At 52.9% G+C, this 25,922-nt stretch carries 24 protein-coding genes; 10 read left to right on the forward strand and 14 right to left on the reverse strand.

The features are described from left to right. Positions 1-11: 11 nt before the first annotated feature. Positions 12-1,220, reverse strand: a complete 1,209-nt coding sequence (locus WA429_RS11845) for an ABC transporter substrate-binding protein (RefSeq protein ID WP_068519183.1) — start codon at positions 1,218-1,220, stop codon at positions 12-14. Between the two features lie 252 nt (positions 1,221-1,472). Between WA429_RS11845 and WA429_RS11850 the strand changes: the two genes are divergently transcribed. Together WA429_RS11850 and WA429_RS11855 are read left to right on the forward strand one after the other, a co-directional pair. Then, on the forward strand, positions 1,473-2,387 hold the full coding sequence (locus WA429_RS11850; protein ID WP_287465135.1) for a LysR family transcriptional regulator: 915 nt from the start codon (positions 1,473-1,475) through the stop codon (positions 2,385-2,387). 138 nt (positions 2,388-2,525) lie between these two features. Beyond that, complete coding sequence (locus WA429_RS11855) at positions 2,526-3,290, forward strand: DeoR/GlpR family DNA-binding transcription regulator (RefSeq protein ID WP_068519181.1); 765 nt, start codon at positions 2,526-2,528, stop codon at positions 3,288-3,290. A gap of 63 nt (positions 3,291-3,353) precedes the next feature. Here the strand turns inward: WA429_RS11855 and WA429_RS11860 are convergent, their stop codons facing one another. The 6 genes from WA429_RS11860 to WA429_RS11885 all read right to left on the reverse strand — a co-directional run bounded on the left by WA429_RS11860 (position 3,354) and on the right by WA429_RS11885 (position 10,999). Then, entirely contained in the window at positions 3,354-4,172 is an 819-nt protein-coding gene (locus WA429_RS11860; protein ID WP_114112417.1) for an ABC transporter ATP-binding protein, read from the reverse strand. A gap of 135 nt (positions 4,173-4,307) precedes the next feature. Continuing rightward, positions 4,308-5,093: an amino acid ABC transporter ATP-binding protein gene (locus WA429_RS11865; RefSeq protein WP_068519179.1), complete on the reverse strand. Its 786-nt coding sequence runs from the start codon at positions 5,091-5,093 to the stop codon at positions 4,308-4,310. Positions 5,094-5,110: 17 nt separating this feature from the next. Beyond that, positions 5,111-6,214, reverse strand: a complete 1,104-nt coding sequence (locus WA429_RS11870; protein ID WP_101246139.1) for an amino acid ABC transporter permease — start codon at positions 6,212-6,214, stop codon at positions 5,111-5,113. A 1-nt stretch (position 6,215) separates the two neighbouring features. After that, complete coding sequence (locus tag WA429_RS11875; protein WP_068519177.1) at positions 6,216-7,412, reverse strand: amino acid ABC transporter permease; 1,197 nt, start codon at positions 7,410-7,412, stop codon at positions 6,216-6,218. Between the two features lie 117 nt (positions 7,413-7,529). Continuing rightward, positions 7,530-8,552: an amino acid ABC transporter substrate-binding protein gene (locus tag WA429_RS11880; protein WP_068519176.1), complete on the reverse strand. Its 1,023-nt coding sequence runs from the start codon at positions 8,550-8,552 to the stop codon at positions 7,530-7,532. A gap of 494 nt (positions 8,553-9,046) precedes the next feature. Further along, positions 9,047-10,999: an acetoacetate--CoA ligase gene (locus tag WA429_RS11885; protein WP_287465132.1), complete on the reverse strand. Its 1,953-nt coding sequence runs from the start codon at positions 10,997-10,999 to the stop codon at positions 9,047-9,049. A gap of 417 nt (positions 11,000-11,416) precedes the next feature. Here WA429_RS11885 and moaB point away from each other — a divergent pair, with 417 nt between their 5' ends. The 4 genes from moaB (at position 11,417) to WA429_RS11905 (ending at position 14,619) form a co-directional block, all read left to right on the forward strand. Further along, a complete protein-coding gene (gene moaB / locus WA429_RS11890) occupies positions 11,417-11,947 on the forward strand; it encodes a molybdenum cofactor biosynthesis protein B (protein WP_250283418.1) in 531 nt (176 codons plus the stop codon). A gap of 77 nt (positions 11,948-12,024) precedes the next feature. Beyond that, positions 12,025-12,792, forward strand: coding sequence for a sulfite exporter TauE/SafE family protein (locus WA429_RS11895; protein WP_287465130.1), 768 nt, complete (start codon positions 12,025-12,027; stop codon positions 12,790-12,792). A gap of 182 nt (positions 12,793-12,974) precedes the next feature. Continuing rightward, a complete protein-coding gene (locus WA429_RS11900; protein ID WP_287465128.1) occupies positions 12,975-13,787 on the forward strand; it encodes a hypothetical protein in 813 nt (270 codons plus the stop codon). Between the two features lie 70 nt (positions 13,788-13,857). After that, entirely contained in the window at positions 13,858-14,619 is a 762-nt protein-coding gene (locus WA429_RS11905) for an IclR family transcriptional regulator (RefSeq protein ID WP_250283420.1), read from the forward strand. 26 nt (positions 14,620-14,645) lie between these two features. Here WA429_RS11905 and WA429_RS11910 read toward each other — a convergent pair whose 3' ends face one another. Further along, on the reverse strand, positions 14,646-16,091 hold the full coding sequence (locus tag WA429_RS11910) for a diguanylate cyclase domain-containing protein (RefSeq protein WP_287465127.1): 1,446 nt from the start codon (positions 16,089-16,091) through the stop codon (positions 14,646-14,648). A gap of 129 nt (positions 16,092-16,220) precedes the next feature. Then, a complete protein-coding gene (msrA, locus tag WA429_RS11915; protein ID WP_114112413.1) occupies positions 16,221-16,865 on the reverse strand; it encodes a peptide-methionine (S)-S-oxide reductase MsrA in 645 nt (214 codons plus the stop codon). A 243-nt stretch (positions 16,866-17,108) separates the two neighbouring features. On the opposite strand from msrA, the gene WA429_RS11920 reads away from it, so the two are divergent. Next, positions 17,109-17,336 carry a hypothetical protein gene (locus WA429_RS11920; protein WP_220153931.1) on the forward strand — a complete coding sequence of 76 codons (228 nt, stop codon included), beginning with the start codon at positions 17,109-17,111 and terminating at the stop codon, positions 17,334-17,336. A 69-nt stretch (positions 17,337-17,405) separates the two neighbouring features. Here the strand turns inward: WA429_RS11920 and WA429_RS11925 are convergent, their stop codons facing one another. The 3 genes from WA429_RS11925 to WA429_RS11935 all read right to left on the reverse strand — a co-directional run bounded on the left by WA429_RS11925 (position 17,406) and on the right by WA429_RS11935 (position 19,965). Next, positions 17,406-18,821 (reverse strand): SPOR domain-containing protein, encoded by a 1,416-nt coding sequence (locus WA429_RS11925; RefSeq protein WP_287465126.1) that lies wholly within the window; start codon positions 18,819-18,821, stop codon positions 17,406-17,408. Positions 18,822-18,977: 156 nt separating this feature from the next. Next, positions 18,978-19,367, reverse strand: coding sequence for a hypothetical protein (locus tag WA429_RS11930; RefSeq protein WP_114112410.1), 390 nt, complete (start codon positions 19,365-19,367; stop codon positions 18,978-18,980). A gap of 133 nt (positions 19,368-19,500) precedes the next feature. Further along, positions 19,501-19,965: a tetratricopeptide repeat protein gene (locus WA429_RS11935; protein ID WP_287465125.1), complete on the reverse strand. Its 465-nt coding sequence runs from the start codon at positions 19,963-19,965 to the stop codon at positions 19,501-19,503. 126 nt (positions 19,966-20,091) lie between these two features. On the opposite strand from WA429_RS11935, the gene WA429_RS11940 reads away from it, so the two are divergent. Beyond that, a complete protein-coding gene (locus WA429_RS11940; RefSeq protein WP_287465123.1) occupies positions 20,092-20,826 on the forward strand; it encodes a DUF4126 domain-containing protein in 735 nt (244 codons plus the stop codon). A gap of 87 nt (positions 20,827-20,913) precedes the next feature. Here the strand turns inward: WA429_RS11940 and thrS are convergent, their stop codons facing one another. Then, positions 20,914-22,851, reverse strand: a complete 1,938-nt coding sequence (gene thrS / locus WA429_RS11945) for a threonine--tRNA ligase (RefSeq protein WP_068519164.1) — start codon at positions 22,849-22,851, stop codon at positions 20,914-20,916. Between the two features lie 388 nt (positions 22,852-23,239). Between thrS and WA429_RS11950 the strand changes: the two genes are divergently transcribed. Then, positions 23,240-24,427 carry an MFS transporter gene (locus WA429_RS11950; RefSeq protein ID WP_287465122.1) on the forward strand — a complete coding sequence of 396 codons (1,188 nt, stop codon included), beginning with the start codon at positions 23,240-23,242 and terminating at the stop codon, positions 24,425-24,427. A gap of 77 nt (positions 24,428-24,504) precedes the next feature. Here the strand turns inward: WA429_RS11950 and WA429_RS11955 are convergent, their stop codons facing one another. Beyond that, positions 24,505-25,182: a DUF599 domain-containing protein gene (locus WA429_RS11955; RefSeq protein WP_287465121.1), complete on the reverse strand. Its 678-nt coding sequence runs from the start codon at positions 25,180-25,182 to the stop codon at positions 24,505-24,507. Between the two features lie 212 nt (positions 25,183-25,394). Here WA429_RS11955 and WA429_RS11960 point away from each other — a divergent pair, with 212 nt between their 5' ends. Next, positions 25,395-25,880 carry a hypothetical protein gene (locus WA429_RS11960; RefSeq protein ID WP_068519161.1) on the forward strand — a complete coding sequence of 162 codons (486 nt, stop codon included), beginning with the start codon at positions 25,395-25,397 and terminating at the stop codon, positions 25,878-25,880. Positions 25,881-25,922 lie beyond the last annotated feature (42 nt).

The following is a 25,922-nucleotide window of genomic DNA, read 5'->3' on the forward strand; positions in this document are numbered from 1 at the left end:
CCGTCATGGTCTTATTTCGATGCCAGGCTGCAACCGCTTTCGGCCGGATCGATGAAGGCCTTGTTGCCAGGAACGGTATCAAGGATGTTGTAGTAGTCCCAGTCACCCGTCATTTGGTCTGGCGATTTTACTTCCATCAGATACATGTCGTAAATCATGCGGCCGTTGGCGCCGACCTTGCCATTGTTGGCAAAAACGTCATTGACCGGCATTTCATGCAGGGCCTTGGCGACAGCTTCGGTTTCGTCAGTGCCGGTTTTATCAATGGCCTTGAGATACTGAAGAACTGCCGAATAGGTGCCAGCCTGAATCATGTTTGGCATACGACCCGTGCGGTCAAAGAAGCGTTTGCCAAATTCGCGGGTTTCGTCATTACGATCCCAATAGAAACCCTCGGTCAGGGTCAGCCCCTGGGATGCCTTGGCGCCCAGACCATGGACTTCTGCAAGCGTAAAGAGCAAGGCAGCCAGTCGCTGGCCGCTCTGTACAATACCGAATTCCGATGCCTGTTTGATCGCGTTGGCGGTATCAAGACCGGCATTGGCAAGGCCAATAACTTTTGCCCCGGATGCCTGTGCCTGAAGCAGGAAGGAAGAATAGTCGTTCGTTCCAAGAGGATGACGGACTGAACCCGATACGGTACCGCCGCTTTCCTTTACAAAGTTACCGGTCTGTTCTTCGAGTGAATAGCCAAACGCGTAATCGGCAGTAAGAAAGAACCAGCTGTCTCCACCGTTATTGACCAGTGCGCCGCCGGTGCCAACAGCAAGTGCGTGCGTGTCATATGCCCAGTGGAAACCGTATGGGGAACATTGTTCGCCTGTCAGTGCCGTTGTTGCAGCACCGGTAACGATATCGATCTTTTTCTTTTCTTTTGAAATGCCTTGCACGGCAAGTGCGACCGAAGACGTCGTCAATTCCATGATGGCATCAACTTGGTCCTGATCATACCATTGACGTGCAATGTTGGCCGCGACATCAGGCTTGTTCTGATGGTCAGCTGTAATGACTTCAACCGGCTTTCCCTGAACGGTGCCGCCGAAATCTTCAACGGCCATTTTGGCTGCTTCGAATGACCAGACACCGCCGAAGTCGGCATAGACGCCCGACTGATCATTGAGAATGCCGATTTTGACGACGTCATCTGAAATCTCGGCATGGGCGGGCAGTGCAGCGGCTGCTGCCATAATTGCAACCGATGCAATCGTGAACTTCTTCATCTAGATTCCTCCCTGATGGAATGAAGTATCCGTCGTCAAGAATGAGACAACGGACTGTAGGACGTTGTTTGACTGCACATTTTTGTTATGGGTGGGCGCAAGTGAAATGTGTCAGTCAAGTATCTGAATTATTGGTATTTTTTGTTAGTTTGATTTGGTTATTCAGAACTTTGAATTACGATAACATTGACCAAAACACCTTCAAATATATAATTTTGGACAATGATTGTACAAAAATGAACAGGTCGGTGGATGCGTCAATTCTCCTGGGATGATTTGCAGTATTTTCTCGCAGTTGCACAAGAGGGCAAGCTGTCTGCGGCGGCACGCCGGTTGCGCACCAGCCACGTAACGGTTGCCCGGCGCATTGACCGCCTTGAAGAAGGCATCGGCGCCAAATTGTTTCAACGAAGCGGAACGGGCTATACCCTGACTTTCATGGGGGAAAAGCTGATGGAGCCGGCCCGGGCGATGTCGATTGAAGCCGACAAGATGCTTGGTGTCGTCGGCGAGGGTACAATACCGCTAAGCGGGGTAATCCGGCTAAGTGTTCCGGAAGGATTCGGGAGTTTCTTCATAGCAGACAGGCTTCCGCACTTCGCGTCGCAACATCCGAACCTGACCATTGAAATGGTCAATATTCAGCAAATTGTTTCTCTGTCCCGGCGCGAAGCGGACATTTCGATTTCGCTTAATACGCCAAAGGCGGGGGCATACTATTTTGAAAAGATCTGCAGCTATATACTCTATATCTACGCATCCAAGGATTACCTGAAACAGCACGGCAAAATCGAACGAAGATCGGATTTGGCGAAGCATCCTTTTATTGGCTATATCGAAGACATGATCTTTACACCCGAACTGAACTATTTGGGTGAGATCGTCCCCGGATTGCGGCCATCCTATCAGACGTCAAGCGTGTTTGCTCAGGCCAAGGCATGTCGTGCGGGTTACGGGTTATGTGTCCTGCCATATTATATGGGCAACATGTTTGATGACCTTGTTGCGGTGATGCCCCACAGCATTCCAATCCATCGTGACTATTTTCTGGTGTGTCACAATGACGTAATTGACGCGGCGCGTATTCGACCACTCATCGATTTTATTCGGGCTGAAACAGCAAAATCGAATGACTGGTTTGCCGGTTTCCCTAGCCAATTTGTGTAACCGAATGCCCTGGACTTGAAAAATTGCGACTGAATTTGCACAACTGCGCTTGCAAGACAGGAAAATTCACCGCATTTTGATCGGTAACGAAAATTTGCCCGCCAATATGAAAATCAGAAAATATCAGGAGAGAACGGCATGGGAAAACTGGATCGGCGGCGTCGTGAGATACTCGAACTTGTGGCGTCCAACAGCTTTATGACGATTGATTCCCTTGCTGAACATTTTTCCGTAACCCCGCAAACCATCCGTCGAGACATCAACGAGATGGCCGAAGAGGGGCTGATTGCGCGTTATCACGGCGGCGCGGCAAGCGTGTCCACGACCGAGAATACAGCCTATCAGGACCGTCAGGTTCTCAATCTTGGCAGTAAACGCGAAATTGCGAAACTGGTTGCCGAACATATTCCCGAAGGTGCATCGCTCTTTATCAATATCGGCACCACCAACGAGGAAGTGGCCCATGCGCTTTCGGGTCACAAAAGCCTTAAAATCATCACCAACAATCTGCATGTCGCGGAAATTTGCGCCGCCAATCAGGGGTTTGAGGTGATCATTGCCGGCGGTGTTGTGCGCCAGCGTGACTTTGGCGTGATCGGTGAGGCAACGATAGACTTCATCAACCAGTTCAAGGTCGATTACGCGATTATCGGCATTTCCGGTGTGGATGAAGACGGCAGTTTGATGGATTTCGATTATCGGGAAGTGCGGGTTGCCCGCGCGATCATTTCCAATGCGCGTCAGACATTCCTGTGTACCGATGCATCGAAATTCGGGCGGCGCGCCATGGTGCGTTTGGGGCACCTGTCCGAAATTGATGCCCTGTTTACCGATCGCCATCCCGGGCCAATCTGGTCGGATGTGATCCGTGAAGCCGATGTGTCGGTCTATACCGCAAACTGATCAACAGCCTGAATTGACGTCCGGTCTGAGCGGTGCGTGAATTGGTGTGTGGCAGGGACGGGATCAGGCGAAGATGCCGTCTTCGCGTTTGCCAGTCCGCATGGTGATCGGGCCTTGCGATGAACCATCAAGCATTTGGGTCAGATGGGCGTTGTGGGCATCGTCAATATCGTCCGTCTTGCCGGACCAATAGACTTTGCCATCATGCATCATCATCAGGTTTTGATACCGGGTGCGGGCGATTTGCATATCGTTGGTGATCGAAATGACGGTGGTGCCGCGCTGTGTCGCGATCTTTGAAATCATCAGTTCGATATGGTTCGACAAAACCGGATCAAGCCCCGCAGTCGGATTATCAAGCAACAGAAGTTCCGGATCGGTTGAGATTGCGCGCGCAATTCCGACGCGCTTTTGCATGCCACCCGACAGATCGCTTGGCGTCAGTTCCGCACTTTCTTCGGCCAGCCCGACAAGTCCAAGCAACTCGACAGCCCGTTCTTTGGCGGCCTTGCGGCTGAGTGTGCCCAGTTCAATCTGACGAAAACAGATATTTTCCCAGACCGTCAGGCTGTCAAACAGGGCGTTTTGTTGAAACAGCATGCCAATCTTTGCTGCCCATTTCGGTCGCTCGGGGGCGTTGGTATCGCTGACATCATCCTGATCAAGGTAAATGGCACCTTCATCGGCACCATATATGCCCACGAGGCATTTCATCAAAACACTTTTCCCGGCCGCGGACGGCCCGATAATCGCCAGTGTTTCGCCCCGCGAAAGGGTCAGATCGACATTGTTGACGGCAACCACAGACCCGAAGCGTTTGGTAAGTTTTTCAACGGCAACGAAGGCCGTGCTGTCCGAATGAGAAGATGCAGCTTGGGTCATTGAAATTCCGGTTGTGATCCAGTTTGCGCAGAGTTTCGGCAATTGGCGGGCAGGGGGCAAGCATCAATTTCACAAAAATGAAAACGGCCCCGATCGGGGCCGTTTTGCATAAGGTCGTGAAGTCTGAAAATCCGCTTAGTGCGAAAGAATCTGGCTGAGGAACAGCTTGGTACGTTCGCTTTTCGGATTGTCGAAGAATTCATGCGGACCAGCCATTTCAATGATCTGGCCGGCATCCATAAAGATCACGCGATCGGCGACCTCTTTGGCAAAGCCCATTTCGTGGGTCACGCACAGCATGGTCATGCCTTCTTTCGCAAGTTCGACCATAACGTCGAGAACTTCCTTGACCATTTCCGGGTCAAGGGCCGAGGTCGGCTCATCAAACAGCATGATTTTCGGCTGCATGCAGAGCGAACGGGCAATGGCCACACGCTGCTGCTGGCCACCGGAAAGCTGACCCGGATATTTGTGGGCCTGCTCGGCGATGCGGACACGCTCAAGATAGTGCATGGCCAGATCATTGGCTTCTTTCTTGGGCATCTTGCGAACCCAGATCGGCGCCAGTGTCAGGTTTTCAAGCACAGTCATGTGCGGGAACAGGTTGAAGTGCTGGAACACCATGCATACTTCGCGACGAACGGCTTCGATGTTTTTGACATCGTCACCCAGAAGGATGCCATCCACGGTGATTTCGCCGGTCTGATAGGTTTCCAGACGGTTCATCGTGCGGATCAGTGTCGATTTACCCGAACCCGACGGGCCACAGATAACGATACGCTCACCCTTGCGAACGGTAAGGTCAATATCCCGCAGAACGTGGAAATTGCCGTACCATTTGTTCATCTTGTTGACGACGATGACATCTTCCTCGCTCGGAGAAGGCACAGCGCCGGTAGTGGTTTCAGTTGCTACAGTCATTGTTCTTTCCTCACTCCTTACCTGCGTTCGCCTTTGCGAAGCTCTTTTTCAAGATAGGCGGAATATTTCGCCATCGAGAAACAGATCAGGAAGAAAATTGCCGCGGCGAAGGCATAACCTTCGACGTAATACTTGGTCCAGGCCGGGTCACTGCGCAGTGCCAGCTTCACGGTGCCAAGGAAGTCAAACAGGCCGATAATCACGACCAGCGTGGTATCCTTGAACATCGAAATAAAGCTGTTCACGGTTGGCGGAATAACCAGACGCAGTGCCTGCGGCAGGATGATCAGGCGCATGGACTGCCAATAGGACAGTGCAAGGCTGTCACCTGCTTCAAACTGGCCACGCGGAACGGCCTGCAAACCACCACGGAATACCTCGGCAAGGTAGGCGGCGGTAAACAGGATGATACCGATCTGTGCACGCAGCAACTTGTCGATGGTAACCCCATCGGGCAGGAACAGCGGGAACATGACCGATGCCATGAACAGAACCGTAATCAGCGGCACACCACGAATGACTTCGATATAGACCACGGACATGGTTTTGATGGCCGGCATGTGCGACTGGCGACCCAGTGCAAGAAGCAAACCGAACGGAAAGGCAAAGATCACGCCGATCGATGACAGGATCAGGGTCAGCGGCAGGCCGCCCCAATAGCTGTTCTGGACATAGGTAAGACCCAGAACACCGCCCCACATCAGAATGGCAATGATCGGTACACCGATTACCCACATCGGGATGATCGCCTTGCGCAGGCCGGGATACTTAACCGCGCCAAGGCTGCCGCAGATGATGCCCATCAAAATGATCATGGCCAGCAGCGGGCGCCACTGTTCATCATACGGGTAGGTGCCAAACAGGATCAGCCGCAAGTTGGCATTCACAAAGCCCCAGCAGGCACCGCTGACTTCTTTGCAGCCCTCGATGGTTGGTTCCAGAGTTGCGTTGACAATGCCCCATTCAATGATCGGCGGGATCAACCACAGCAGAAAGGCGATCGCGCCAATCGTCAGGATTGAATTGAACCAGCCGTCAAACAGGTTCTTCTTCGACCAGGAAACGGCACGTTCGGCAAAGGTGCCGGTAGGAAGAGGAGGTGATTTTGCGTTATCGGACATATTACCTCTCCACCAGTGCCATTTTCTTGTTGAACCAGTTCATAAAGAGCGAGGTCAACAAGGACAAACCAAGATAGATCGACATGAAGATCGAGATGGCCTCGATCGCCTGACCTGTCTGGTTCATGGTCGTGTTGGAAACAGAAACCAGATCCGGATAACCAACCGCAACCGCAAGCGAGCTGTTTTTGGTCAGGTTCAGATACTGGTTGGTGAGCGGCGGGATCGCAACGCGCATGGATTGCGGCAGGATCACTTTGCGAAGGGCGACAGAACGCTTGATGCCAAGGCTGTCGGCCGCTTCCCACTGGCCACTCGGAACAGCCTGGATACCGGAACGGACAACCTCGGCAACATAGGTCGAGGTATAGACAGTCAGGCCGATCAGAACCGCCAGGAATTCCGGCGAAATGTTATAACCGCCACGAATGTTGAAGCCTTTGAGTTCCGGCATGCTCATTTCGGTCGGTGCACCACCTGCCAGATAGGCAAGCAAGACAAGACCGACAAAAATGCCAAGACCGGTCAGGAACATCGGGAATGGTTGCCCGGTTGCGTCCTGACGTTTCTTCGCCCAGCGTTTGATGAAGAAGATCGCAACAAGTGCGATGATCGCGGCAATTCCCATCAGGGTATAGGCCGTATCAGCCACCGGAACCGGCATATACATGCCGCGCGACGTGAAAAGCACACCCGGAAGAGGTTCCAGGGCATCACGCGGGTGGGGGAACGCCCCGGGGATCAGCGCGTACCAGAAGAACAGCTGAAGCAGGACCGGGATGTTACGGAAGGTTTCAACGTAAACCGTTGCCAGTTTCCGTACGATCCAGTTTGACGACAGGCGTGCGACGCCAAAAATCGTCCCAATGATCGTGCAAAGAACGATGCCAAGCACCGAGACCTTTACGGTGTTGAGAAGACCGACGACCAGTGCTGTCGCGTAATTGCTTTTGGCACTGTAATCAATCATGGTCTCGCTGATCTCGAAGGATGCTTCAAGATCAAGGAACCCGTAGCCGGTAGAGATGTTCTGCTGAGCGAGGTTGTACAGGGTGTTCGACACCAGGTACCAACCAGCCAGAATGATAAGACCGATCGCGACGATCTGGTAAAGCACGGCGCGAACGTTCTCGTCATTCAGGTAATCGACGAGGCTCTTGGAGCGAACATCCCCCTGGGCATTTTGAGGCTTACTCATATGACCCTCAGGTGTAGATTGTATCCAAAATCAGTAGCCACCTAACGAAAAGCTCCGCCCATGCGTTCAGGCAGTGGGGCGGAGCTTCGTAGGTTTTAGCGTACGGTTGCTATCGTATTAGCGAACCGGCCATGCGTACTGCAGGCCACCATCGGTCCACAGAGCGTTCAGACCACGCTCGAGGCCAAGCTTGGCGGTAACGTTTTTCTCGTAGCTTTCGCCGTAGTTACCAACGTTCTTGATGATGCGGTAAGCCCACTCTTCGTCAAGACCAAGAGCTTCGCCCATGCCCGGCGATACGCCCAGCAGACGCTGGATGCCCGGGTTGGTGCTGTTTGCTTTCATGTCGTCAACATTTTCCATGGTGACGCCAAGTTCTTCTGCTTCGACCATTGCGGTCAGCGCCCAACGAGCTACGTCCGACCACTGTTCGTCACCCTGGGCGACAACCGGGCCAAGCGGCTCTTTGGAGATGATTTCCGGAAGGATCATGTAATCATCCGGGTTTTCCGCCATGGTGGTGCGGATCGAAGCAAGACCCGAAGCATCCGTGGTGTAAACGTCGCAACGGCCCGAGAAGAAGGCTGCGGTTGCTTCGTTGATGTTTTCGATAACGACCGGCTCGAAGCTCATGCCTTTCGCGCGGAAGTAATCAGCCAGGTTCAGCTCGGTCGTGGTGCCCGGCTCAACGCAGACGGTTGCGCCGTCAAGCTCGGTCGCGCTTTTAACGCCAAGAGCTTTCGGGATCAGGAAGCCCTGACCGTCATAGTAGTTGATGCCGACAAAGGTCAGACCCAGTTTCGCGTCACGAGTGGTGGTTGCCGTGGTGTTACGCGACAGAATGTCGATTTCACCAGACTGCAGAGCGGTGAAACGCTGTGCGGCGGTCAGCGGGGTGTACTGAACGCTGTTTGCGTCACCGAGAACTGCTGCTGCAATTGCACGGCAAACATCAACGTCAATGCCTTCCCACTTACCTTCGGCATTGGCAGCGGAGAAACCCGGAAGACCGGTGTTCACGCCACACTGAACGAAACCTTTGGCCTTAATGCCGTCAAGCACGGCACCAGCCTGTGCATTCTGCGCGGCAACGGCTGCAACGGTCATTGCGCCTGCGGCAAGGATCGTTTTGATTTTCATAGATGAGCTCCCTTATTAGCAAAGCATTGTTTTTAGCTTTTGTACCACCCTGGATACGCGATGTAGCATATCCATCTATCCAAATAGATTGGATTGCCAAATTAAGAAATTTTAGGCCGCTATGTGTCAAGTGCGAAAAATTTTATACTGGTCGGGCCAAAGCCGATTTGGTCGGAAAATCGCCGGTTTTTGGCTGTTGGTCGCGGTATGAATGTTTGAACTTCTATAAATGGCGAATTGAGAATTATCTGTTATATCAGTAATTTAACGGATGAATTGACAGTGCAAGGGGATGCTTTTGCAGATTGCACGAACTTTTTTCGCGCAGAATGAACAACTGTTCAAAAAAAGGTCAATATTTCACCCTGTGTAAAAATGATGCACTTCGCGGTGCGGAATCGGACGGGAATGACTCCGGCTTCTTTCCGCCGGGGCCGCGTGACGCCGCAAAAGAAAAACACCTCCTGACCGGATGATCAGGAGGTGTTGCGCGATTATTTCTTGAGTTCACCAAGATTGGAGAACAGCTCGAGCGCTGTGGGATTTGCTAGAGCTTCCTGATTTTTGACCGGGCGCCCGTGAACCACATCACGCACCGCAAGTTCGGTGATCTTGCCCGATTTGGTGCGCGGAATATCGGCAACGGCAATCACCTTTGCCGGAACATGGCGCGGGGTACAGTTGTTGCGGATCTGCTTTTTGATCTTGTCGATCAGAGCTGCATCCAATTCGTAATTATCGCGCAGCACAACAAACAGAATGACCCTTACGTCATTATCCCAGTCCTGACCGATGACAATCGATTCCTGAATCTCAGGAAGCTTTTCGACCTGGCGATAGATTTCCGCTGTACCGATACGCACACCGCCCGGATTTAGCGTCGCGTCCGAGCGGCCATAGATAACCATGCCGCCTTCGTCGTCGAGTTCGACATAATCGCCGTGGCACCAGATATTCTCGAACCGGTCAAAATAAGCGGCGTGATAGCGTGATCCGTCCGGATCGTTCCAGAAGCCGACCGGCATGGACGGGAAGGGTTTGGTGCAGACCAGTTCGCCTTTCTCGTTGCGAACGGCTTTGCCGTCATCGTTAAAGACGTCCACAGCAACCCCAAGGGCACGGGTCTGGATGACGCCGCGTTTGACTGGCAGAACCGGTGATGCCAGCACGAAACAGCCAAGGATGTCGGTGCCCCCCGAAATTGACGCCAGATGAATGTCTTCCTTGATGTCGCGGTAAACGTAATCAAAGCTTTCAGGTGCCAGCGGCGAGCCTGTCGATGTCATCGCACGTACGGTTGACAGATCGTGGGTCGCACTCGGTTTGAGTTCCGCCTTGGCCAAGGCATCAATATATTTGGCAGATGTCCCGAACAGGGTCATGCCTTCTGCATCGGCATAGTCAAACAGGATGTTGCCGCTGGGATAGAAGGGCGATCCATCATACAGCAGCAGCGTTGCCCCGGCAGCCAGACCGGCCATCAGCCAGTTCCACATCATCCAGCCGCAGGTGGTGAAATAGAATACCCGATCGCCCGGTGCCACGTCACAATGCAGGACATGTTCGGAGACCTGTTTCAACAAGGTCCCGCCGGTGCCATGGACAATGCATTTCGGTTTGCCCGTTGTTCCCGACGAGAACATGACATAAAGCGGATGATTGAATTCAACCTGTTCAAAGGTGATCTTTGCGCCTTCGAACGGAGCGATGAAATCATCATACGTAACCGCGTTGCGAATGCCGGTGCTGTCAGTGCCATCAAAGGCATATTTGACGATGACGACCTTTTTCAGGCTGTCGATCCGGTCAACAACATCGCGGACCTTTTCGCGGATGTCATGCTGTTTGCCATTATAATGGTATCCATCGACCGTGATCATCACAGTCGGTTCGATCTGGCCGAAGCGATCAACAACGCCCTGAACGCCAAAGTCGGGGGAGGCGGAAGACCAGGTTGCCCCGATGGCGGCCGTTGCAAGCAGCGCGATTACGGTTTCGCCCATATTGGGCATATAGCCGCAGACGCGATCGCCTTTGCCGACACCTTCGGCGCGAAGGGCCTGTGAAAAGCGCGATACGGCGATATTGAGGTCCGCCCATGACAAACGTGTTTTTACCTTGTCCTCGCCCCAGAAAACCAGGGCATCGGTATTGTCATCGCGAACCAGAAGGTTTTCCGCAAAATTCAGGCGTGCATCGGGGAAAAACTGTGCGCCGGGCATTTTGTTGCCGTCAATCAGGACGCGCTCACCCCAGGTTTCAGCTTTAAGATCAGTATATTCAATCAGGGCAGGCCAGAACTTTTCAGCCTGGTCCACAGACCAGTCATAAAGCGCCGTGAAGCTTTGGAGATTCAGACCGTGTTTATCGTTAACCCAGCGGCGAAAGCTGGTGACATTTGCGTTTTCAACGCGTTCCGTCGTCGGTTTCCAAAGCACGTCGCTCATGATGGGGCCTCTGTTTCCTGCCTGTTTGTGATTGTTTGATAGCGTCCAAATGGGGCGCTAATTTGGTATCTTCATACCGTTTTTCTACGGTGAAAAATGTCGGGCGGCAAGCAGAGTAACGGCGATGTCCAATATTGGTAATACCAATTATGTCAAAAATCCTACAGTATAAGATTGGGAGATGTTGATAATGGTTTGATAAATATTGATTTTCGTGGAAATCATTAGAAGTAAAAAATCTTTGTCGGGATTGGTGATTATTTGCGCGGTTTGCTAATTAAATGACAAAAATCAATGTGATTTTGGTCGATCATGATTCGGCGCACGTAATCAAAATGACGGTTATTGTGAAAAGGCTTGCACATCAAATGCGGCGTACTAGTTTGATCTGGCCACAAAAAAAGTCGGGAGGTCAGTTTGGCCGGGATAGATGAAAGCAAGCCGTTCGTATCGATCAACATTGCCGTTTTAACGGTCAGTGATACGCGAACGGCCGCGAATGACACATCGGGTGATGTTCTTGTCAGTCGCATCGAAGAAAACGGTCATCGCGTGTTTGATCGGAAAATCTTGCCAGATGATCAGGGCGCATTGCGCGACCAATTGGCAAACTGGTGCGAGAACCCGGAAATTGATGTGATCATCACGACGGGTGGCACGGGTGTCACCGGGCGTGACGTTACGGTCGAAGCCCATCGTGCCCTTTACGAAAAGGAAATCCCGGGTTTTGGGGAACTGTTCCGCTGGATTTCGTTCCAGAAGATCGGGACATCAACCGTGCAATCCCGGGCAACAGCCGGGGTGTGCAAGGGCACCTATATGTTCGCGCTGCCGGGCTCGACCGGTGCTTGCAAGGATGCGTGGGATGAAATCCTGACCTATCAACTCGATATTCGTCATCGCCCCTGCAATTTCGTCGAATTGATGCCGCGTCTTACCGAACGTTGAAGATCGCGCCAAAGGGGCTGCTTAACGGCCCTTGGATTTCTTTTCATCACTGACCTAACCTGTCTTAGGGAAATTCCATGGATTTCATCACAGATCCGTTCTTTTATGCGGTCGCAGTGCCGGCTGTTCTGATTGCCGGGGTCTCAAAAAGCGGATTTGGTGGCGGGTTGGGGGTGGTTGCCGTGCCATTGATGGCATTGGCCGTATCGCCACAAGCCGCAGCAGCAATCATGTTGCCGATCCTGTGTTTGATGGATGTTGCCAATGTCTGGGCCTATCGCAATCGGTGGGACCGGCGCAACATGCTTATTCTGGTGCCCGCAGCACTTGTCGGGATACTGGTTGGTGTCTTGACCTTCAGCTATCTGAGTGTGGCGGCTGTCAAACTGATCATCGCACTGATTGCCATTGTCTTTACCCTTGATCACTGGCTGCGTGGAAAGAAAGCAGGCGACACACCAAAAGAAGCAACCTGGGGAAAAGGATCGGTCCTGGGGAGCCTTGCGGGGTTCACAAGCTTTGTCGCCCACGCGGGCGGGCCGCCGGTTTCGGTCTTTTTGCTGCCGCAGCGGATGGACAAGTCGATTTTTGTCGGCACCACGGTGATGTTTTTCATCGTCGTCAATTACGTCAAACTCGTACCGTACTGGTTCCTGGGCCAGTTCAGCAGTGCAAACCTTGGAACGTCAGCCGTGCTGATACCTGTTGCATTGTTCGGCACCTGGGTGGGGCTGTGGGCGCATGACAAGGTGAATGTCGTCCTGTTTTACAGGGTTTGCTACGCATTGCTGTTCCTGACCGGGATCAAGCTGCTTTGGGATGCGGTCGTTCTGTTTTCGGCGTGATGTACCAATCACCGATGTCTGAACTGAAATTTTGCGGGCATCGATTGCGATGTCCGCATTTTTAATGGGCGGACCATTGCAAAGTGGTTCATGCTTGCCCGCGTTCGGCAAACCATATAGCGATACAGTCAATTTGTTGATAAATTGTCATTAAGTGACTTTTGTGCGCGAGGTGCCCGAACGTGGAACTGATACTGGCCAAACTGAGTGTCTCGGTTGGAATGGTTCTTGGTCTGTCCTTTCTGGCAGAACGCGCAGGGCCGCGTGCCGCAGGTATCCTGTCGGGTTATCCGTTGGGGACAGCAATTTTGCTTTATTTCATCGCAGTAGAGCAGGGCATTGCCTTCGCCAGTGAAAGTGCCGTTTATGCGATGCCGGGGCTGATTGCCACGCTGGCATTTCTGTATGGCTATTTTCACGCATCATGTCGCTTGGTGCGTTTGCCCGTGATCCCGCAGATTGTGCTAAGTTCGCTTGCGGCGTTTGCTGTGTATCTTGCGGTGTCGTGGTTGTTCCAATTGACATCAATGACCCTGACGCAGGCTGCGATCATTTTGCTGTTTGCGATTTTTGCCGCTCTCGTCCTGTTTCGGAAAATCGAGAATGTCAAAATTCTCAACCGGGTGCGGGTCACCAAACGCGTTATCCTGTTCCGGGCCGGACTGGCGTCGGTGATCGTGCTGATTATCAGTGGTCTTGCAGCGTGGATTGGCCCACGGTGGTCAGGGTTGCTTTCGGGTTTTCCGGTTGCGCTTTATCCGACAATGATCATTTTGCATTTCAGTTACGGGGCGGCACCTGTTCATACGCTGGTGCGGAATTTCCCGCGCGGCATGGGGGCACTTTGGACATATATCCTGGCCGTATCGCTGAGCTATCCTGTGCTTGGGCTGAATGTCGGGACGCTGGTTTCGTTTGCAGCAGCAACGGTTTACCTCGTTGCATATTCCACTTTCGTTTGGATGAAGCAAAAGTCCGTGCGCCCATTAGAATGATCCCATAATATCACTGGCAATGGTGAAATAGCGGTCCGTTAAACGGACCAGTTCAGGGAGACGTATCTGCATGCAGCAGGTTCAATCACTGGTCAGGGCGTTAAGCATCCTTAATGCGCTTGCAGAAAGCGATGATGGCATGACGCTGACCGAAATTGCGCAACAGGTGAAGTTGCCTCCATCAACCGCCCACAGGTTGCTGACGACCATGCAACACGAACGCTATGTGTCGTTTGATGGCGAACGGACATTGTGGTTTGTCGGTGTTCAGGCCTTCAGTGTGGGGAATGCATTCACGAAAAACCGCAATCTGAGCCAGATTGCCCGTCCCTATATGCGGGCATTGATGGAAGATAGCGGTGAAACAGTTAATCTGGCCGTGGCCGACGGTGGGGAGGTCATTTTCCTGTCACAGGTCGAATGCCGCAAAATGATGCGCGCACTGGTCACGCCGGGACGCCGCGCATTGATGCATTGTTCCGGTGTTGGCAAGGCGCTGTTGGCGTTCCTGCCGGAATCCGAACTGAAATCCGTCGTTGCCAAGCATGGATTGCCAAAAATCACGGAACGGACACTGGTTTCGACCGGTGCACTTGAAAAGGATCTGGAACGTGCCCGCCAGCGCGGTTATGCCCTTGATGACGAGGAACATGCCGTTGGCCTGCGATGTGTCGCAGGGGTGGTTCGCGATGAAACCGGAAGTCCGATCGCAGCGCTTTCCCTGTCAGGGCCGGCTGCACGTATTCCAAACGATCACATCGAACAACTTGGTCTTAAGGTTCGGCGTGTTTGTGCTGATCTCAGCCGTGAATATGGCGGGAAACCGGTATAAACCGGCACACCCCGCCGAATATTCAACTATTCGGTACGTGAACGATTGTTTGTCGCAAAGCGGAAGGTGTTCCTTCCGCTTTTTTTCGCGGCATACATTGCATCATCCGCCGCGGCAATCAATTCATCGACGGTCTCGCCGTGATCGGGATAAAGCGCGATGCCAATGGATGCTGTCACCGTATAGGGCGACAGGTCATCACCAAATTCAATGGCGCTGCCCGATAGGGCGGTTTGCAGTTTGCGCGCAACAAGTTCGGCGTCTTCGGGCGTCTCGGTGCCGGGCAGAATAATGGTGAATTCATCACCGCCGATGCGAGCAACGGTATCGACATTGCGCAATGTGCCGGTCAGTCGCTTGGCAATTTCATCAAGTGCCTTGTCGCCTGTGGAATGACCGCCGGTATCATTCAGCGACTTGAATTCGTCAATATCGATGAACATCAGGGCAAAGCATTCGCGCCGTCGCTTTGACAGTTTGATCGCAAAGTTCAGCCGGTCCATGAACAAATAGCGGTTCGGAAGGGATGTCAGCGCATCATGATTGGCCTGGAAACGAATTTGTTCCTCTGTGAATTTGCGGTCCGAGATATTGGTAAAGCTGGTCAGCCGCAAAGTCTGGCCTTGGACAAAGACGTTTCTGCCATTGATTTCACAGGGAAACTTGCTGCCATCCTTGCAAACAGCAATCGCCTCGTATGGCTTGTCATATCCCGAGCGGATATTGGCCATGACAAGCGGCAAGGTTTCGCTTGAGATAATGTCCGCTGCACTCAGCAACAGAAGTTCGGACCGATCATAACCGAACATGCGTTCGGCGGCATTATTGGTATCGATGCATTTCCCGCCGTCATGCAGAAAGATTGCTTCGTTGCTCAGGGTTTCAAGGATCTTGAGCCGTTCTTCGCTTTCCTGGCGGCGGTTGCGTTCTTCGACCAGTTCGGTGATGTCCCAGATGATGCAATCGATCTGACAATCCGGGGTGATTGGCGGTAAGGCACGCATTTGAATACGCACCCAGCGTTGTTCACCGTGATTGGTTTTTACAGACATTTCGGTTGTTTGAATTTCGCCTTTGGCCTCGATTGCCGCCTGGCGAAGGTTCATCAGGGCTTCATGATCAAAAATCTGGTTGCGTAGGCTGTCCGTAATTGATGCACCGGCCCAGTCAAGACCCTGGTCCGATGCAAATTCGATCTTGCCGAATTCATCAATGCGGAACACCAGCCCGGGCAGGCGGGCAAAGAACCGCTGTCGTGATTTGGCGTTTCGGCGCACCATGAAATGCACGATCGCAAGCAATCCGGCGACGGACAGGAAAAAGACAAGTGATGTCGAAAGCGGGGGAAATGTCGCGTCACTATCGGTCAGGGCAAGGGCATATTCAATGCCGCCGCATAACCAAAGTCCCAGTAGCCACCAGGATATATGCAGGCCGATAAAGTATCGGTCTTTCAAAAACGGACCCGGCATATCTCTTTGTATATCCTTTGCCTACCAATCAAGCCAAAGAATATACCGGTCATGAAATATGACAAGCATCTGGTTTGTCGATAGACGACGCGATGCGGTCCGTTTTTGAAGACAGGTCAAATTCGGCTTTTACATACCGGGGCAGGAAACCCCGGTGCCGCCCAGTCCGCAATATCCATCGGGATTTTTGTGCAGATACTGCTGATGGAAATCTTCGGCGTAATAGAAGGTCGGCGCATCGGAAATTTCGGTGGTGATCCCGCCCTGACCAGCGGTATCAAGGGCCGCGTGATATGCATCGCGCGATGCAATTGCCGCTGCTTTTTGATCGGGGTTGGTCGTGTAGATCACTGAACGATACTGTGTGCCGATGTCATTGCCCTGACGCATGCCCTGGGTCGGGTCATGATTTTCCCAAAACAGCTTCAGCAGTTTCTGATAGGAAATCACAGCCGGGTCGAAAACAACCATCACAACTTCGGCATGGCCGGTCATGCCGCTGCAAACTTCGCGGTATGTCGGATTGCGGGTATAGCCGCCGGCATAGCCAACAGTGGTGGTCCAGACGCCGTCCGCTTTCCAGAACAGGCGCTCGGCCCCCCAAAAACATCCCATGCCAAAGACAGCAACTTCGAGATTGTCGGGGAAGGGACCCACCATCGGGTTTCCGGTCACAACGTTACGTTCTGCGACGGCAATGGCATCGTCGCGACCGGGCAATGCGGTATCTGCGGATGGCATTTGTGCCTTGTCTGTTTTAAGGGCGGAAAGCATGTCTTTCACCTGATGAGTTTGGAATTTCTGACTGCAATTTAACCCAGTGCACGACAATAGCAATTCCCCTGTTGATCAAATGTCTTTGAACATTCTTTTGGTGGGGCACTACAGGCCATAGATAATGCGCGCAACAAAGCGGTTGTCGGGAAACAAGGTTTCGTCGTGCGAAGACTGTCGAATTTGAAATCAATGGTTTTGATCCTGATCGGGGGGCTTTGTTTGTTGATCGGATTGGTGTTTTTGCCATTGCCGCCGCCATTTTTCGGCATGGTGTTCATTGCCCTGGGTCTGCCATTGCTGGCGGCCGGTTCAAAACGAACCCGCCGCCTGATCCAGCATCTGCGATGGCGGTATTATCGACATAATGCAAAAATCGAATATCTGCTGGCGCGCTTGCCGGGCTTTTTGCGCCGTCACGGCCACAAGACGCGGCCAGATGTGCTGGTGCGACTCAATAAAAAGCGTTAGGCAAGGTTGCGCCGGTGATTGCAAAGCGGGCGACTATCTCAACCATGGCGTCAAAGCGGGCGCGGGATATCAGCGTTCCACACGGCGGATCAGGCAATCAACGCCGACTGATTTAAGCTGGTTACAGGCTTGGGCGGCCTCTGACTGACGCGGATATGTTCCGGTCAGAAGACGGAAAAGCAAACCCTTGCCCTCAATTGCGATACTGACGACCTCATGATCGGCGTTTGTCAGCATTCCCCGAGATGAATCCTGAAATTTCGGCCAAGCATCTTCGGCACGACCGCGCGACCGGTATGCTGCCAACTGAACAGCATAATAGGGGGCTGACCGGGTTTCAGACGAGGCCGCCGGTGCAGATGTCGAAGCGGGAGCAGGTGCGGTTTTTTCCGCAACACTTGGTGTGCTGCGCGGCGCGGGCGCCGACGCCGGCGTGGATTGCGATGCCATCGGCAGCTCGATCATCGTGCTTGATGGTTCGCGATCAATGATTTCGAGTTCCCCTTGCTCAACCGGCCGGGAATTGGTGGCAACAACTGCACCCTGATGGTCGACATCGGCCGCGGTTCCGGCAATTGTCGGGGCCTCGGTCACCGGGGTTTTGACTGTTTTTGGGCTTGCCGCAGGCATCTGTTCCTTAGCAGGTGCCGGTTGCGCGGGGATGACCGGTATAATCGTTGGCTGCGAAGCCGCTGTTGCCGGTGCCGCCACGGTGCCCGGACTTGTCATGGCGGCCGATGGCGTTGATGTGGTTTGCGGTTGTGATACGCGGCGTTCAACCCGGGTGAGCTGGGCCGTGTTTTCACTGACCGGCATGTCCATGCGTTCGATCGGCTTGGTGCTGTCTTCGGGTTCGGCGGTTACAACGCCACCGGTTTCATAGAAACGACGATCACGCTCCACCTTGGGCGGATCGGGAAGATCAGGGCCCGGTGCGACGGTTGCTGCCGCCACGACCGATTCAATTTCGCTTGAACGGGCAAATTGCGGGGCAATCTCATCAAGTGCAACCAATCGACGCTGGGCGAGGGCGTTGACATTGCCGGTCAGCTTGATGCCCTGACCACAATCAAGATTGATTTTGTTTTCAGGCGGGGATGCTGTCAGCCAGACATACAATTTACGCGCATTTTCGTAATTTCCATTGATGTCATAGGCAATGGCCTGCATCAGGTTTTCTTGCGGGGTGCGCGTAAGCGAAATCTCGGTAGCAGCGATATGCGATACTTCGGCGGGCGTGGTCTTGCCGAAAAACAATCCGCATGCTGCCCGGCTCAAGTCATTGCCGGTTTGCGAATTGTCTGTCGCAGGGCTGTCAACCGATGATGGCTGTATTGCTGAGACATCGCTTGATGAAGTTCCAAACCACAGCCCGGAAAAATCATCGGTGCTGCAGGCACCAAGAAGCGGCAATAGTGCTGCGGCGGCAAACCAGCCCTTTTTAAGCGGGGCGTTCTTTTTTCTTGTCGCAGCTCTGATTTTCACGCTTCACCTGATGATCATATTATCAACGTAAGTTATAGCCAGCAGGAAGACCCGGAGCAACTGTTACAAGCCGCCCCGGTGCTGTCAAGCATCCAGAAAAATCAGAAGGATATGGCGCCCCATCTGTAAGATTGGGCTGATCTGCCTGCCGTGGTTCTATCGGGAAATCAGCGGGACCATGATGCCGATCAAAAGGACAAGCACGGTAATCGCGATAACGATGTTGATTACGCTTTTGGAAGCCTGGTTTGCTGTTTCGCGCGATATGCCGGGATTGGCCTTGCGCGCACGCGCGCCCGATCCCCCGGAACTGCCAGATGCACTTTCCGCAGTCAGGATTTTGATAACCTGTTTTTTGTCCTTGCGGCTGGCCTGGTCGTATTTGCTTTCGACAATCCGTACTTCGGTATTGTTCTTGTTTGTCAGAGCTTCTTTTGCCGAATTAAGCGCCGCCCCATAATCGGAAACCGTCTGCAAATCCATCTGCTGCCCGGTCGCACGGACGCAAACGACGGTGTAGCTTTTGCGCATAATTGCGTCAGACATATCTTTAATCACTCTTCAAACGTCAGCCTTGCGGCGACATATGACCTCTTCAGGCGTAAATAAAAAGATATCCTAACGAATAGGGCGGGCTATTTTTCCGAATGATGGTTGAAATGGCGGCGCAGAAATCCGATCAGTTGGCGATTTTGCCTGCCAGTTCCTTGTATTCTGGGCAATCTGTTCCGCAAATCTGTTCAAGTCGCGCCAGGTTTTCCTGTGCGAGTTCCGGTTTGCCGGTTTTAAGGAATAGCTCGCCCTGATATTCCAGCGCACCTACATGTTCCGGGTTGATCATAAGCGCGCGTTCATAATTTTGCCCGGCGCTGTCATAGTCGCCCAGATTGCGCTGGCTATAGGCAAGGTAATTATACAGATCGGCATTATCCGGATCGTCTTTGAGCATGGTTTCGATCTTGTCGACGGCCATATCATACATGCCGGTATCGACCAGTTCGGAAACGGCAGACAAATCGGTGCCGTCAGACGTCCAGGTGTTTGAGCTTCCCATGGCAAGGGCGCTTGTGGTTGTCGCCCCGGTCAAAAACACAAACATCGCACATGACGAGATGATTTTAGGTGTTTTACCCTTGCGGTTCATCGTCATACCTTTCATTGATCAACATATGGCATCAACAGGTGCGTTGGGACGCGTCAACTTGTGATTTATCACAATCACCGGGTTGTCGTAATCACTTGTTGGTGAAGAATATGTCAATGAAAGGGCGTGTCATTGGGAATTGTTGAAACACTTGCTCTAAGCATGGGCGGTGCTTGGGCCAGCGGCGTCAATCTGTACGGGACAGTGGTTGTTCTGGGGATGATGGATAATTTCGGCTTTATCGATCTTCCACCCGATTTACAGATTTTGGCCAGCTGGTGGGTGCTGGCAATTGCGATCTTCCTGTATCTGATCGAATTCGTTGCCGACAAAATTCCTGTTGTTGACAGTCTTTGGGACGCCCTGCACACCTTTATCCGTATTCCGGCCGGTGCCTTGCTGGCCGCCGGTGCCGTAAGCGGACTTGATCTTGGACTGGGGGATGAAGCCCAAACCGTTGTCAGCCTTCTTGTTGGTGGAACCATCGCAGCCGGAAGCCATTTCACAAAGGCCGGAAGCCGTGCGGCGATCAATACATCACCTGAACCGGTGACCAACAGTGTGGCGTCTGTGACCGAAGATATTGCCGTGTTCGGCGCCCTTTACACCGTGGTGTTCCATCCGGTTGTGTTCTTTGTGTTGCTGGCGGTTTTTGTATTGCTGTTGATCTGGCTGGTGCCAAAAATCTGGCGTTTCATTGGCGACGTATTTGGCAATGCGCGCCATCCGGCCGCCGCATACGGGCAGGCACGAGCTCATCATGGCGGTGCAAACAGTGGACAGTTCGGCAAAATCAGTTTGTCCGGCACCCGGGAAAACACCCAGCTGCCCAAGAACGACCCGAAATTGCCACCACAATAAAGCGCACGTCATCACCATCGGAACCAAAAAAGCCCGCAAGCATATGCCTGCGGGCTTTTTATTTGGTCGTTCGGGCAGAAACCGTTCCTAGAACTCTGCCTCGATCACGCGATCACGGATTTCAGTTGCCATCGCGTTGGCAAGTTCTTCAATGCCAAAGGTCTTCTGGTGTTTGAAGCCGATGCGGCGCACAGAAGCAGTTTTTTCTTCTGCTTCGCGTTTGCCAAGCGCCAGGATCATCGGAACCTTGGCGTGACTGTGTTCGCGGACCTTGTAGTTGATCTTCTCGTTACGAAGATCAAGTTCAACATTCAGGCCCTTGGCTTCAAGTGCGGCTTTGACCTCGTGGGCGTAATCGTCGGCTTCGTTGGTGATCGAACAGATCACTGCATGAACCGGTGACAGCCACAGCGGCAGGCGACCGGCATAGTTTTCGATCAGAATGCCGATGAAGCGTTCAAGGGATCCAAGGATTGCACGGTGCAGCATGACCGGGCGATGCTTTTCGCCGTCTTCACCCATATAGGACGCATCAAGACGTTCCGGCAGAACAAAGTCGGCCTGAAGCGTGCCGCACTGCCAGTCACGACCGATGGCATCACGCAGAACAAATTCAAGCTTCGGCCCATAGAACGCGCCTTCGCCCGGGTTGATTTCAAGCGCAAGACCGGCTTCTTCGGCCGCTTCGCGAAGGGCGGCTTCTGCCTTGTCCCAGATTTCATCGGAACCGGCACGAACTTCCGGACGGTCCGAGAATTTGACAAGAATGTCGGTGAAGCCGAAATCCTTGTAAACGGACTTCAGAAGGTCACAGAAAATCTTGGTTTCCGAGACAATCTGATCTTCGGTACAGAAGATATGCGCGTCATCCTGAATGAACTGGCGTACACGCATGATGCCATGCAGGCCGCCGGACGGCTCGTTCCGGTGACAGCAACCGAATTCTGCCATACGCAGCGGCAAGTCACGATAAGACTTGCTGCCCAGACGGAAAATCTGAACATGGCACGGGCAGTTCATCGGCTTAAGGGCCAGAACTTTTTCGGGATCATCTTCATCCGGGGTGGTGGTGAACATGTTCTCGCGGAACTTTTCCCAGTGGCCGGATTTTTCCCAAAGCACACGGTCGACAAGCTGCGGCGTGCGCACTTCCTGATATCCTGCATCGTCAAGACGATCACGGATATAGTTTTCGACCTTGCGATAAAGCTTCAGCCCCTTGTCATGCCAGAAGACTGACCCTTGGGCCTCTTCCTGCATGTGGAACAGGTCCATTTCGCGGCCAAGGCGACGGTGATCACGCTTTTCGGCTTCTTCAAGCATGTGCAGATACGCATCAAGGTCTTCCTTGCTTTCCCAGCAAGTGCCATAGATGCGCTGAAGCATCTCGTTATCCGAGTTGCCGCGCCAATAGGCACCGGCAACCTTCATCAGTTTGAAGGCTTTGCCGATTTTGCCGGTCGACGGTGCGTGCGGACCACGGCACAGATCAATGAAGTCACCCTGGCGATAGCAGGTGATCGTCTCGGTTTCCGGAAGATCACGGATGATCTCGGCTTTGTACTTTTCACCCTTATCAAGGAAGAACTTGATCGCCTCGTTACGATCCCAGACTTCGCGAACAATCGGTTCGTTCCGTTCGATGATCTTGTGCATCTGCTTTTCGATCTTGACCAGATCGTCGGGCGTGAACGGGGTCGCGCGTGCAAAGTCGTAATAGAAACCGTTTTCGATGGACGGGCCGATGGTGACCTGCGTGTCAGGATAAAGTTCCTGGACAGCTTCGGCCATCACATGGGCGCAGTCGTGACGGATCAGCGGCAGAACTTCGTCATGGCCCTTGGTCACGATTTCGATAGTCGCGTCAGTGTCAATCTCGCGCGAAAGGTCGCGTACTTCACCGTTAACGATGATGGCAAAGGATTTCTTTGCCAGCGAAGAACTGATGCTTTTTGCGACATCAAAACCCGATACAGGGCCGTCAAATTCGCGTACGGCGCCATCGGGAAGGGTCAGGGCAATCATGGTTGGCTCAACTCTGCTTTATCTGCGGGCATAATTCAGTAATGCACATATACGACCCGCATGTTTACGCGGGGTAAAGGCACAAGAAAAGGAATTTCAGGATGAGGTCAAGTTCGCTCTTTGAAAAAAGCGACTTTCGGGACAGCACAAATCACCGTGTCACCATGATGGTGTCCGGAGATTGTGTTGGTGATCAAGTTTTTCTCGGCCATGCCGTGCATTGATACTATCCCGTTGCGTGAAGAGCCAATATAACAGTTGAGACCTTAAGGGCAAGGCTCAACCACATGACAATGGCCGATATTCCGGACTTCATTGCAGTGATCTGGGTGCCTTGTCGCAATTTAGAAAATAATGGCGCCACCATCGCCAAAATCGGGAGCCCCACATGTCCAACCCGGAAGTCCGCCGGAACATCATGTTCCTTAGTTTATGCGTCGCACTTTCTGCCAGTGCGATGTCGCTGATCTTCACTGTTGCCGCGGTGATCGGGTATTCGCTGGCGACAGACAAGTCACTTTCGACCTTGCCGGTGGCCTTCATGATGATCGCCATGATGGCGATGACAGCACCATCGGCCATGGTGATGGCGAAATTCGGACGCCGGTTCGGCTTCTGGATGGGGGCCGGGATTGCAATGATGGGCGCGGTTTCCGGCATGGGGGCCGTTTATTACGGCAATTTCTGGCTGCTATGTGTGGCCTGTGCCTGTATCGGGGCAGGCAATGCGATCGCCATGCAATACCGGTTCGCCGCCGCCGAATCAGCACCGGCAGAATTCCGTGCGCGCGCCATTTCCTATACCATGCTGGGTGGGCTTGCATCGGCATTTATCGGACCGAATTTGGCAAGTTTCGCGCGTAACTGGTTTGAAACTTTACCTTTTCTCGGAACGTTCGTTGCGCTGATTGGTTTGCAAATCCTGTTGGTGATTGCGATCGGACAGCTTCGTCTCCCCGATATGCGCGGCCGTGTTCATGATGAACCGGCCCGGCCGCTGAAAACCGTTTTGGGGCAGCCCGCCGTAATGGTGGCGATTTTTGCAGGCGCGCTTGGCTATGCCGTCATGAGCTTTGTGATGACAGCAACGCCACTGGCGATCCTTGATTGTGATTATGCGTTCGGGGATGCGGCATTCATCATTCAATGGCACGTGGTCGGGATGTACGCGCCGGGATTCTTTACAGGCAATCTGATCAAGCGGTTCGGGGCGTTGAAAATCATTCAGGTGGGCGCACTTCTGAACTTTGCCTGTCTGGCGGTCGGTTTGTCGGGTCAGGACCTGATGGGGAATTTCTGGGTGTCGCTGGTTCTGTTGGGGATTGCCTGGAACTTCATGTTTGTCGGGGCAACGACCTTCCTGACCGAAAATTATCGCCCCTCCGAGCAGGCGCGGGTTCAGGCAATCAATGAATTCGCAGTGTTTGGCACGGTTGCTGTGGCTTCCCTGTCAGCCGGATCGATCTATGCAGGATCTGGCTGGGTGACGCTGCTATACAGTGCAGCAGTACCCGTTGGACTGGTATTGGTGATTGTTGCCGGATATGCCATCCGGCGCAAAACCCAGACGGCGTGATGCACCGATCAATGACAAAAGGGCCGCGATTGCGGCCCTTTTTCGTCACGGGTTTTGTGCGGCGATTTTGGCGGGTCTCAATGATGTCCGGTCAGAATTTCCAGCGCATGCGAGCGGAATTCGCGATTGTAAAGAACCAGCGTCACCCAGGTCGCACAAATGATGAAAGCAACCGGATGATAAAACCACGCCAGGGCCGACAGGGCGAAAAAGTATGCGCGGATGCCACGGTTGAAGTTGTGGGCAGACATCATGCTCATGCGTGATGCACGCGCGGCTGCACGCGCAGCATCCGGTTCGCTTGGGTCCGGGGCGGCACCGATCAGGATCGAACAATAGTTCGACAGTCGGAATGCCCAGGTGAACTTGAAAAAGGCATAGATGAAAATCACGATCAGCAACACCACCTTGCATTCCCAGACGCCAGGCGTGGTAATCGCGGCAAAGGGCAGGGCAGCGACCGTTTCGATGGCCTTGTCAGTATAGCCAAGTAACGCGACAAGACCGATCAGCACCAGAATGGTGGTTGATGAAAAGAAACTGATACCGGTAATCAGGTTGCCGGCGATCGATGTGTCAACCATCCGGATATTGCGTTTGAGCATCTGTTCCATCCAGCGATGGCGATTGCGCGCCATATGGGCAGATATGGAATTGCGTCGACGCGGACCGGAATCGGCAAAGATCGTGTAACCGATCCACCATGAAAGAGCCCAGCAAATTGCGACGATATCGATGACGTTGAATGCGGGCATTGAATGGTCCATGCGTGTTATGCCGAAGGTTCAGGCGGGTTTGGAATTGTTTTATATCCTACTGACATTGCGTTATTCTTCGCAATCCTCTTTCCATGGCCCTATATCGTCGAAATGTGGATCCTGCATAGCTGATCATCTTGTCGCCAGCGCGGGTTGAGTTTTCCATCAATCCAGAGTATCAGCAGCGCAAATTTTCATTGGAGACCGACATGAGCGATCTTGAAAACGATCTTGGCGAAGATATCGACTTCGAAGAATTCGAAGCCCACACCGAAAAATTGCTGGAAGAAGGTCGTACCAAAGACGATCTGTTCGAATTTGTCGGCTTTATGAATATCAATGAAGTCGGCACGCATATGATTGCGGCTGAAATGGTTCTGGACGAAGACGCCATCGACCAGATGAGCGAGAACCTGCGCAAGCTTGATATCGATCTGTCACCGCTGGGCGAGTTGACCGGCGGCCTTAAAGGCGGCGAAGACGTCAAACGTGCACTGGGTGCCTTGTTCCTGGAACTGGTTGAGCTTTGTGAACTTGATGAAGATGACGAAGACGCCGGCGAGCTTTCCGAAGAAGCACTTCTTCTGTTGAACTTCATCAAACGGTTCAATCCGCAAATGCGTCGCCTGACGGTTGCGCTGACCGATACCGACGATGATGATGTGTCGTGCGAGTATGAAGTGACCAACTGGTAAGCTGGTACTTGCCGATCAGGCAGATAATCATGTAGGCAAAAG

This window comes from Thalassospira sp. CH_XMU1420-2, from assembly GCF_037029325.1.
Taxonomy (GTDB): Bacteria; Pseudomonadota; Alphaproteobacteria; order Rhodospirillales; family Thalassospiraceae; genus Thalassospira; species Thalassospira povalilytica.

What these genes read in the sequence shown, in the direction of transcription:
- WA429_RS11845 (WP_068519183.1), bottom strand. Translation starts at nt 1,220, where the DNA reads ATGAAGAAGTTCACGATTGCATCGGTTGCAATTATGGCAGCAGCCGCT.
- WA429_RS11850 (WP_287465135.1), top strand. Translation starts at nt 1,473, where the DNA reads ATGCGTCAATTCTCCTGGGATGATTTGCAGTATTTTCTCGCAGTTGCA.
- WA429_RS11855 (WP_068519181.1), top strand. Translation starts at nt 2,526, where the DNA reads ATGGGAAAACTGGATCGGCGGCGTCGTGAGATACTCGAACTTGTGGCG.
- WA429_RS11860 (WP_114112417.1), bottom strand. Translation starts at nt 4,172, where the DNA reads ATGACCCAAGCTGCATCTTCTCATTCGGACAGCACGGCCTTCGTTGCC.
- WA429_RS11865 (WP_068519179.1), bottom strand. Translation starts at nt 5,093, where the DNA reads ATGACTGTAGCAACTGAAACCACTACCGGCGCTGTGCCTTCTCCGAGC.
- WA429_RS11870 (WP_101246139.1), bottom strand. Translation starts at nt 6,214, where the DNA reads ATGTCCGATAACGCAAAATCACCTCCTCTTCCTACCGGCACCTTTGCC.
- WA429_RS11875 (WP_068519177.1), bottom strand. Translation starts at nt 7,412, where the DNA reads ATGAGTAAGCCTCAAAATGCCCAGGGGGATGTTCGCTCCAAGAGCCTC.
- WA429_RS11880 (WP_068519176.1), bottom strand. Translation starts at nt 8,552, where the DNA reads ATGAAAATCAAAACGATCCTTGCCGCAGGCGCAATGACCGTTGCAGCC.
- WA429_RS11885 (WP_287465132.1), bottom strand. Translation starts at nt 10,999, where the DNA reads ATGAGCGACGTGCTTTGGAAACCGACGACGGAACGCGTTGAAAACGCA.
- WA429_RS11895 (WP_287465130.1), top strand. Translation starts at nt 12,025, where the DNA reads ATGGATTTCATCACAGATCCGTTCTTTTATGCGGTCGCAGTGCCGGCT.
- WA429_RS11905 (WP_250283420.1), top strand. Translation starts at nt 13,858, where the DNA reads ATGCAGCAGGTTCAATCACTGGTCAGGGCGTTAAGCATCCTTAATGCG.
- WA429_RS11910 (WP_287465127.1), bottom strand. Translation starts at nt 16,091, where the DNA reads ATGCCGGGTCCGTTTTTGAAAGACCGATACTTTATCGGCCTGCATATA.
- msrA (WP_114112413.1), bottom strand. Translation starts at nt 16,865, where the DNA reads ATGCTTTCCGCCCTTAAAACAGACAAGGCACAAATGCCATCCGCAGAT.
- WA429_RS11930 (WP_114112410.1), bottom strand. Translation starts at nt 19,367, where the DNA reads ATGTCTGACGCAATTATGCGCAAAAGCTACACCGTCGTTTGCGTCCGT.
- WA429_RS11935 (WP_287465125.1), bottom strand. Translation starts at nt 19,965, where the DNA reads ATGAACCGCAAGGGTAAAACACCTAAAATCATCTCGTCATGTGCGATG.
- thrS (WP_068519164.1), bottom strand. Translation starts at nt 22,851, where the DNA reads ATGATTGCCCTGACCCTTCCCGATGGCGCCGTACGCGAATTTGACGGC.
- WA429_RS11950 (WP_287465122.1), top strand. Translation starts at nt 23,240, where the DNA reads ATGTCCAACCCGGAAGTCCGCCGGAACATCATGTTCCTTAGTTTATGC.
- WA429_RS11955 (WP_287465121.1), bottom strand. Translation starts at nt 25,182, where the DNA reads ATGCCCGCATTCAACGTCATCGATATCGTCGCAATTTGCTGGGCTCTT.
- WA429_RS11960 (WP_068519161.1), top strand. Translation starts at nt 25,395, where the DNA reads ATGAGCGATCTTGAAAACGATCTTGGCGAAGATATCGACTTCGAAGAA.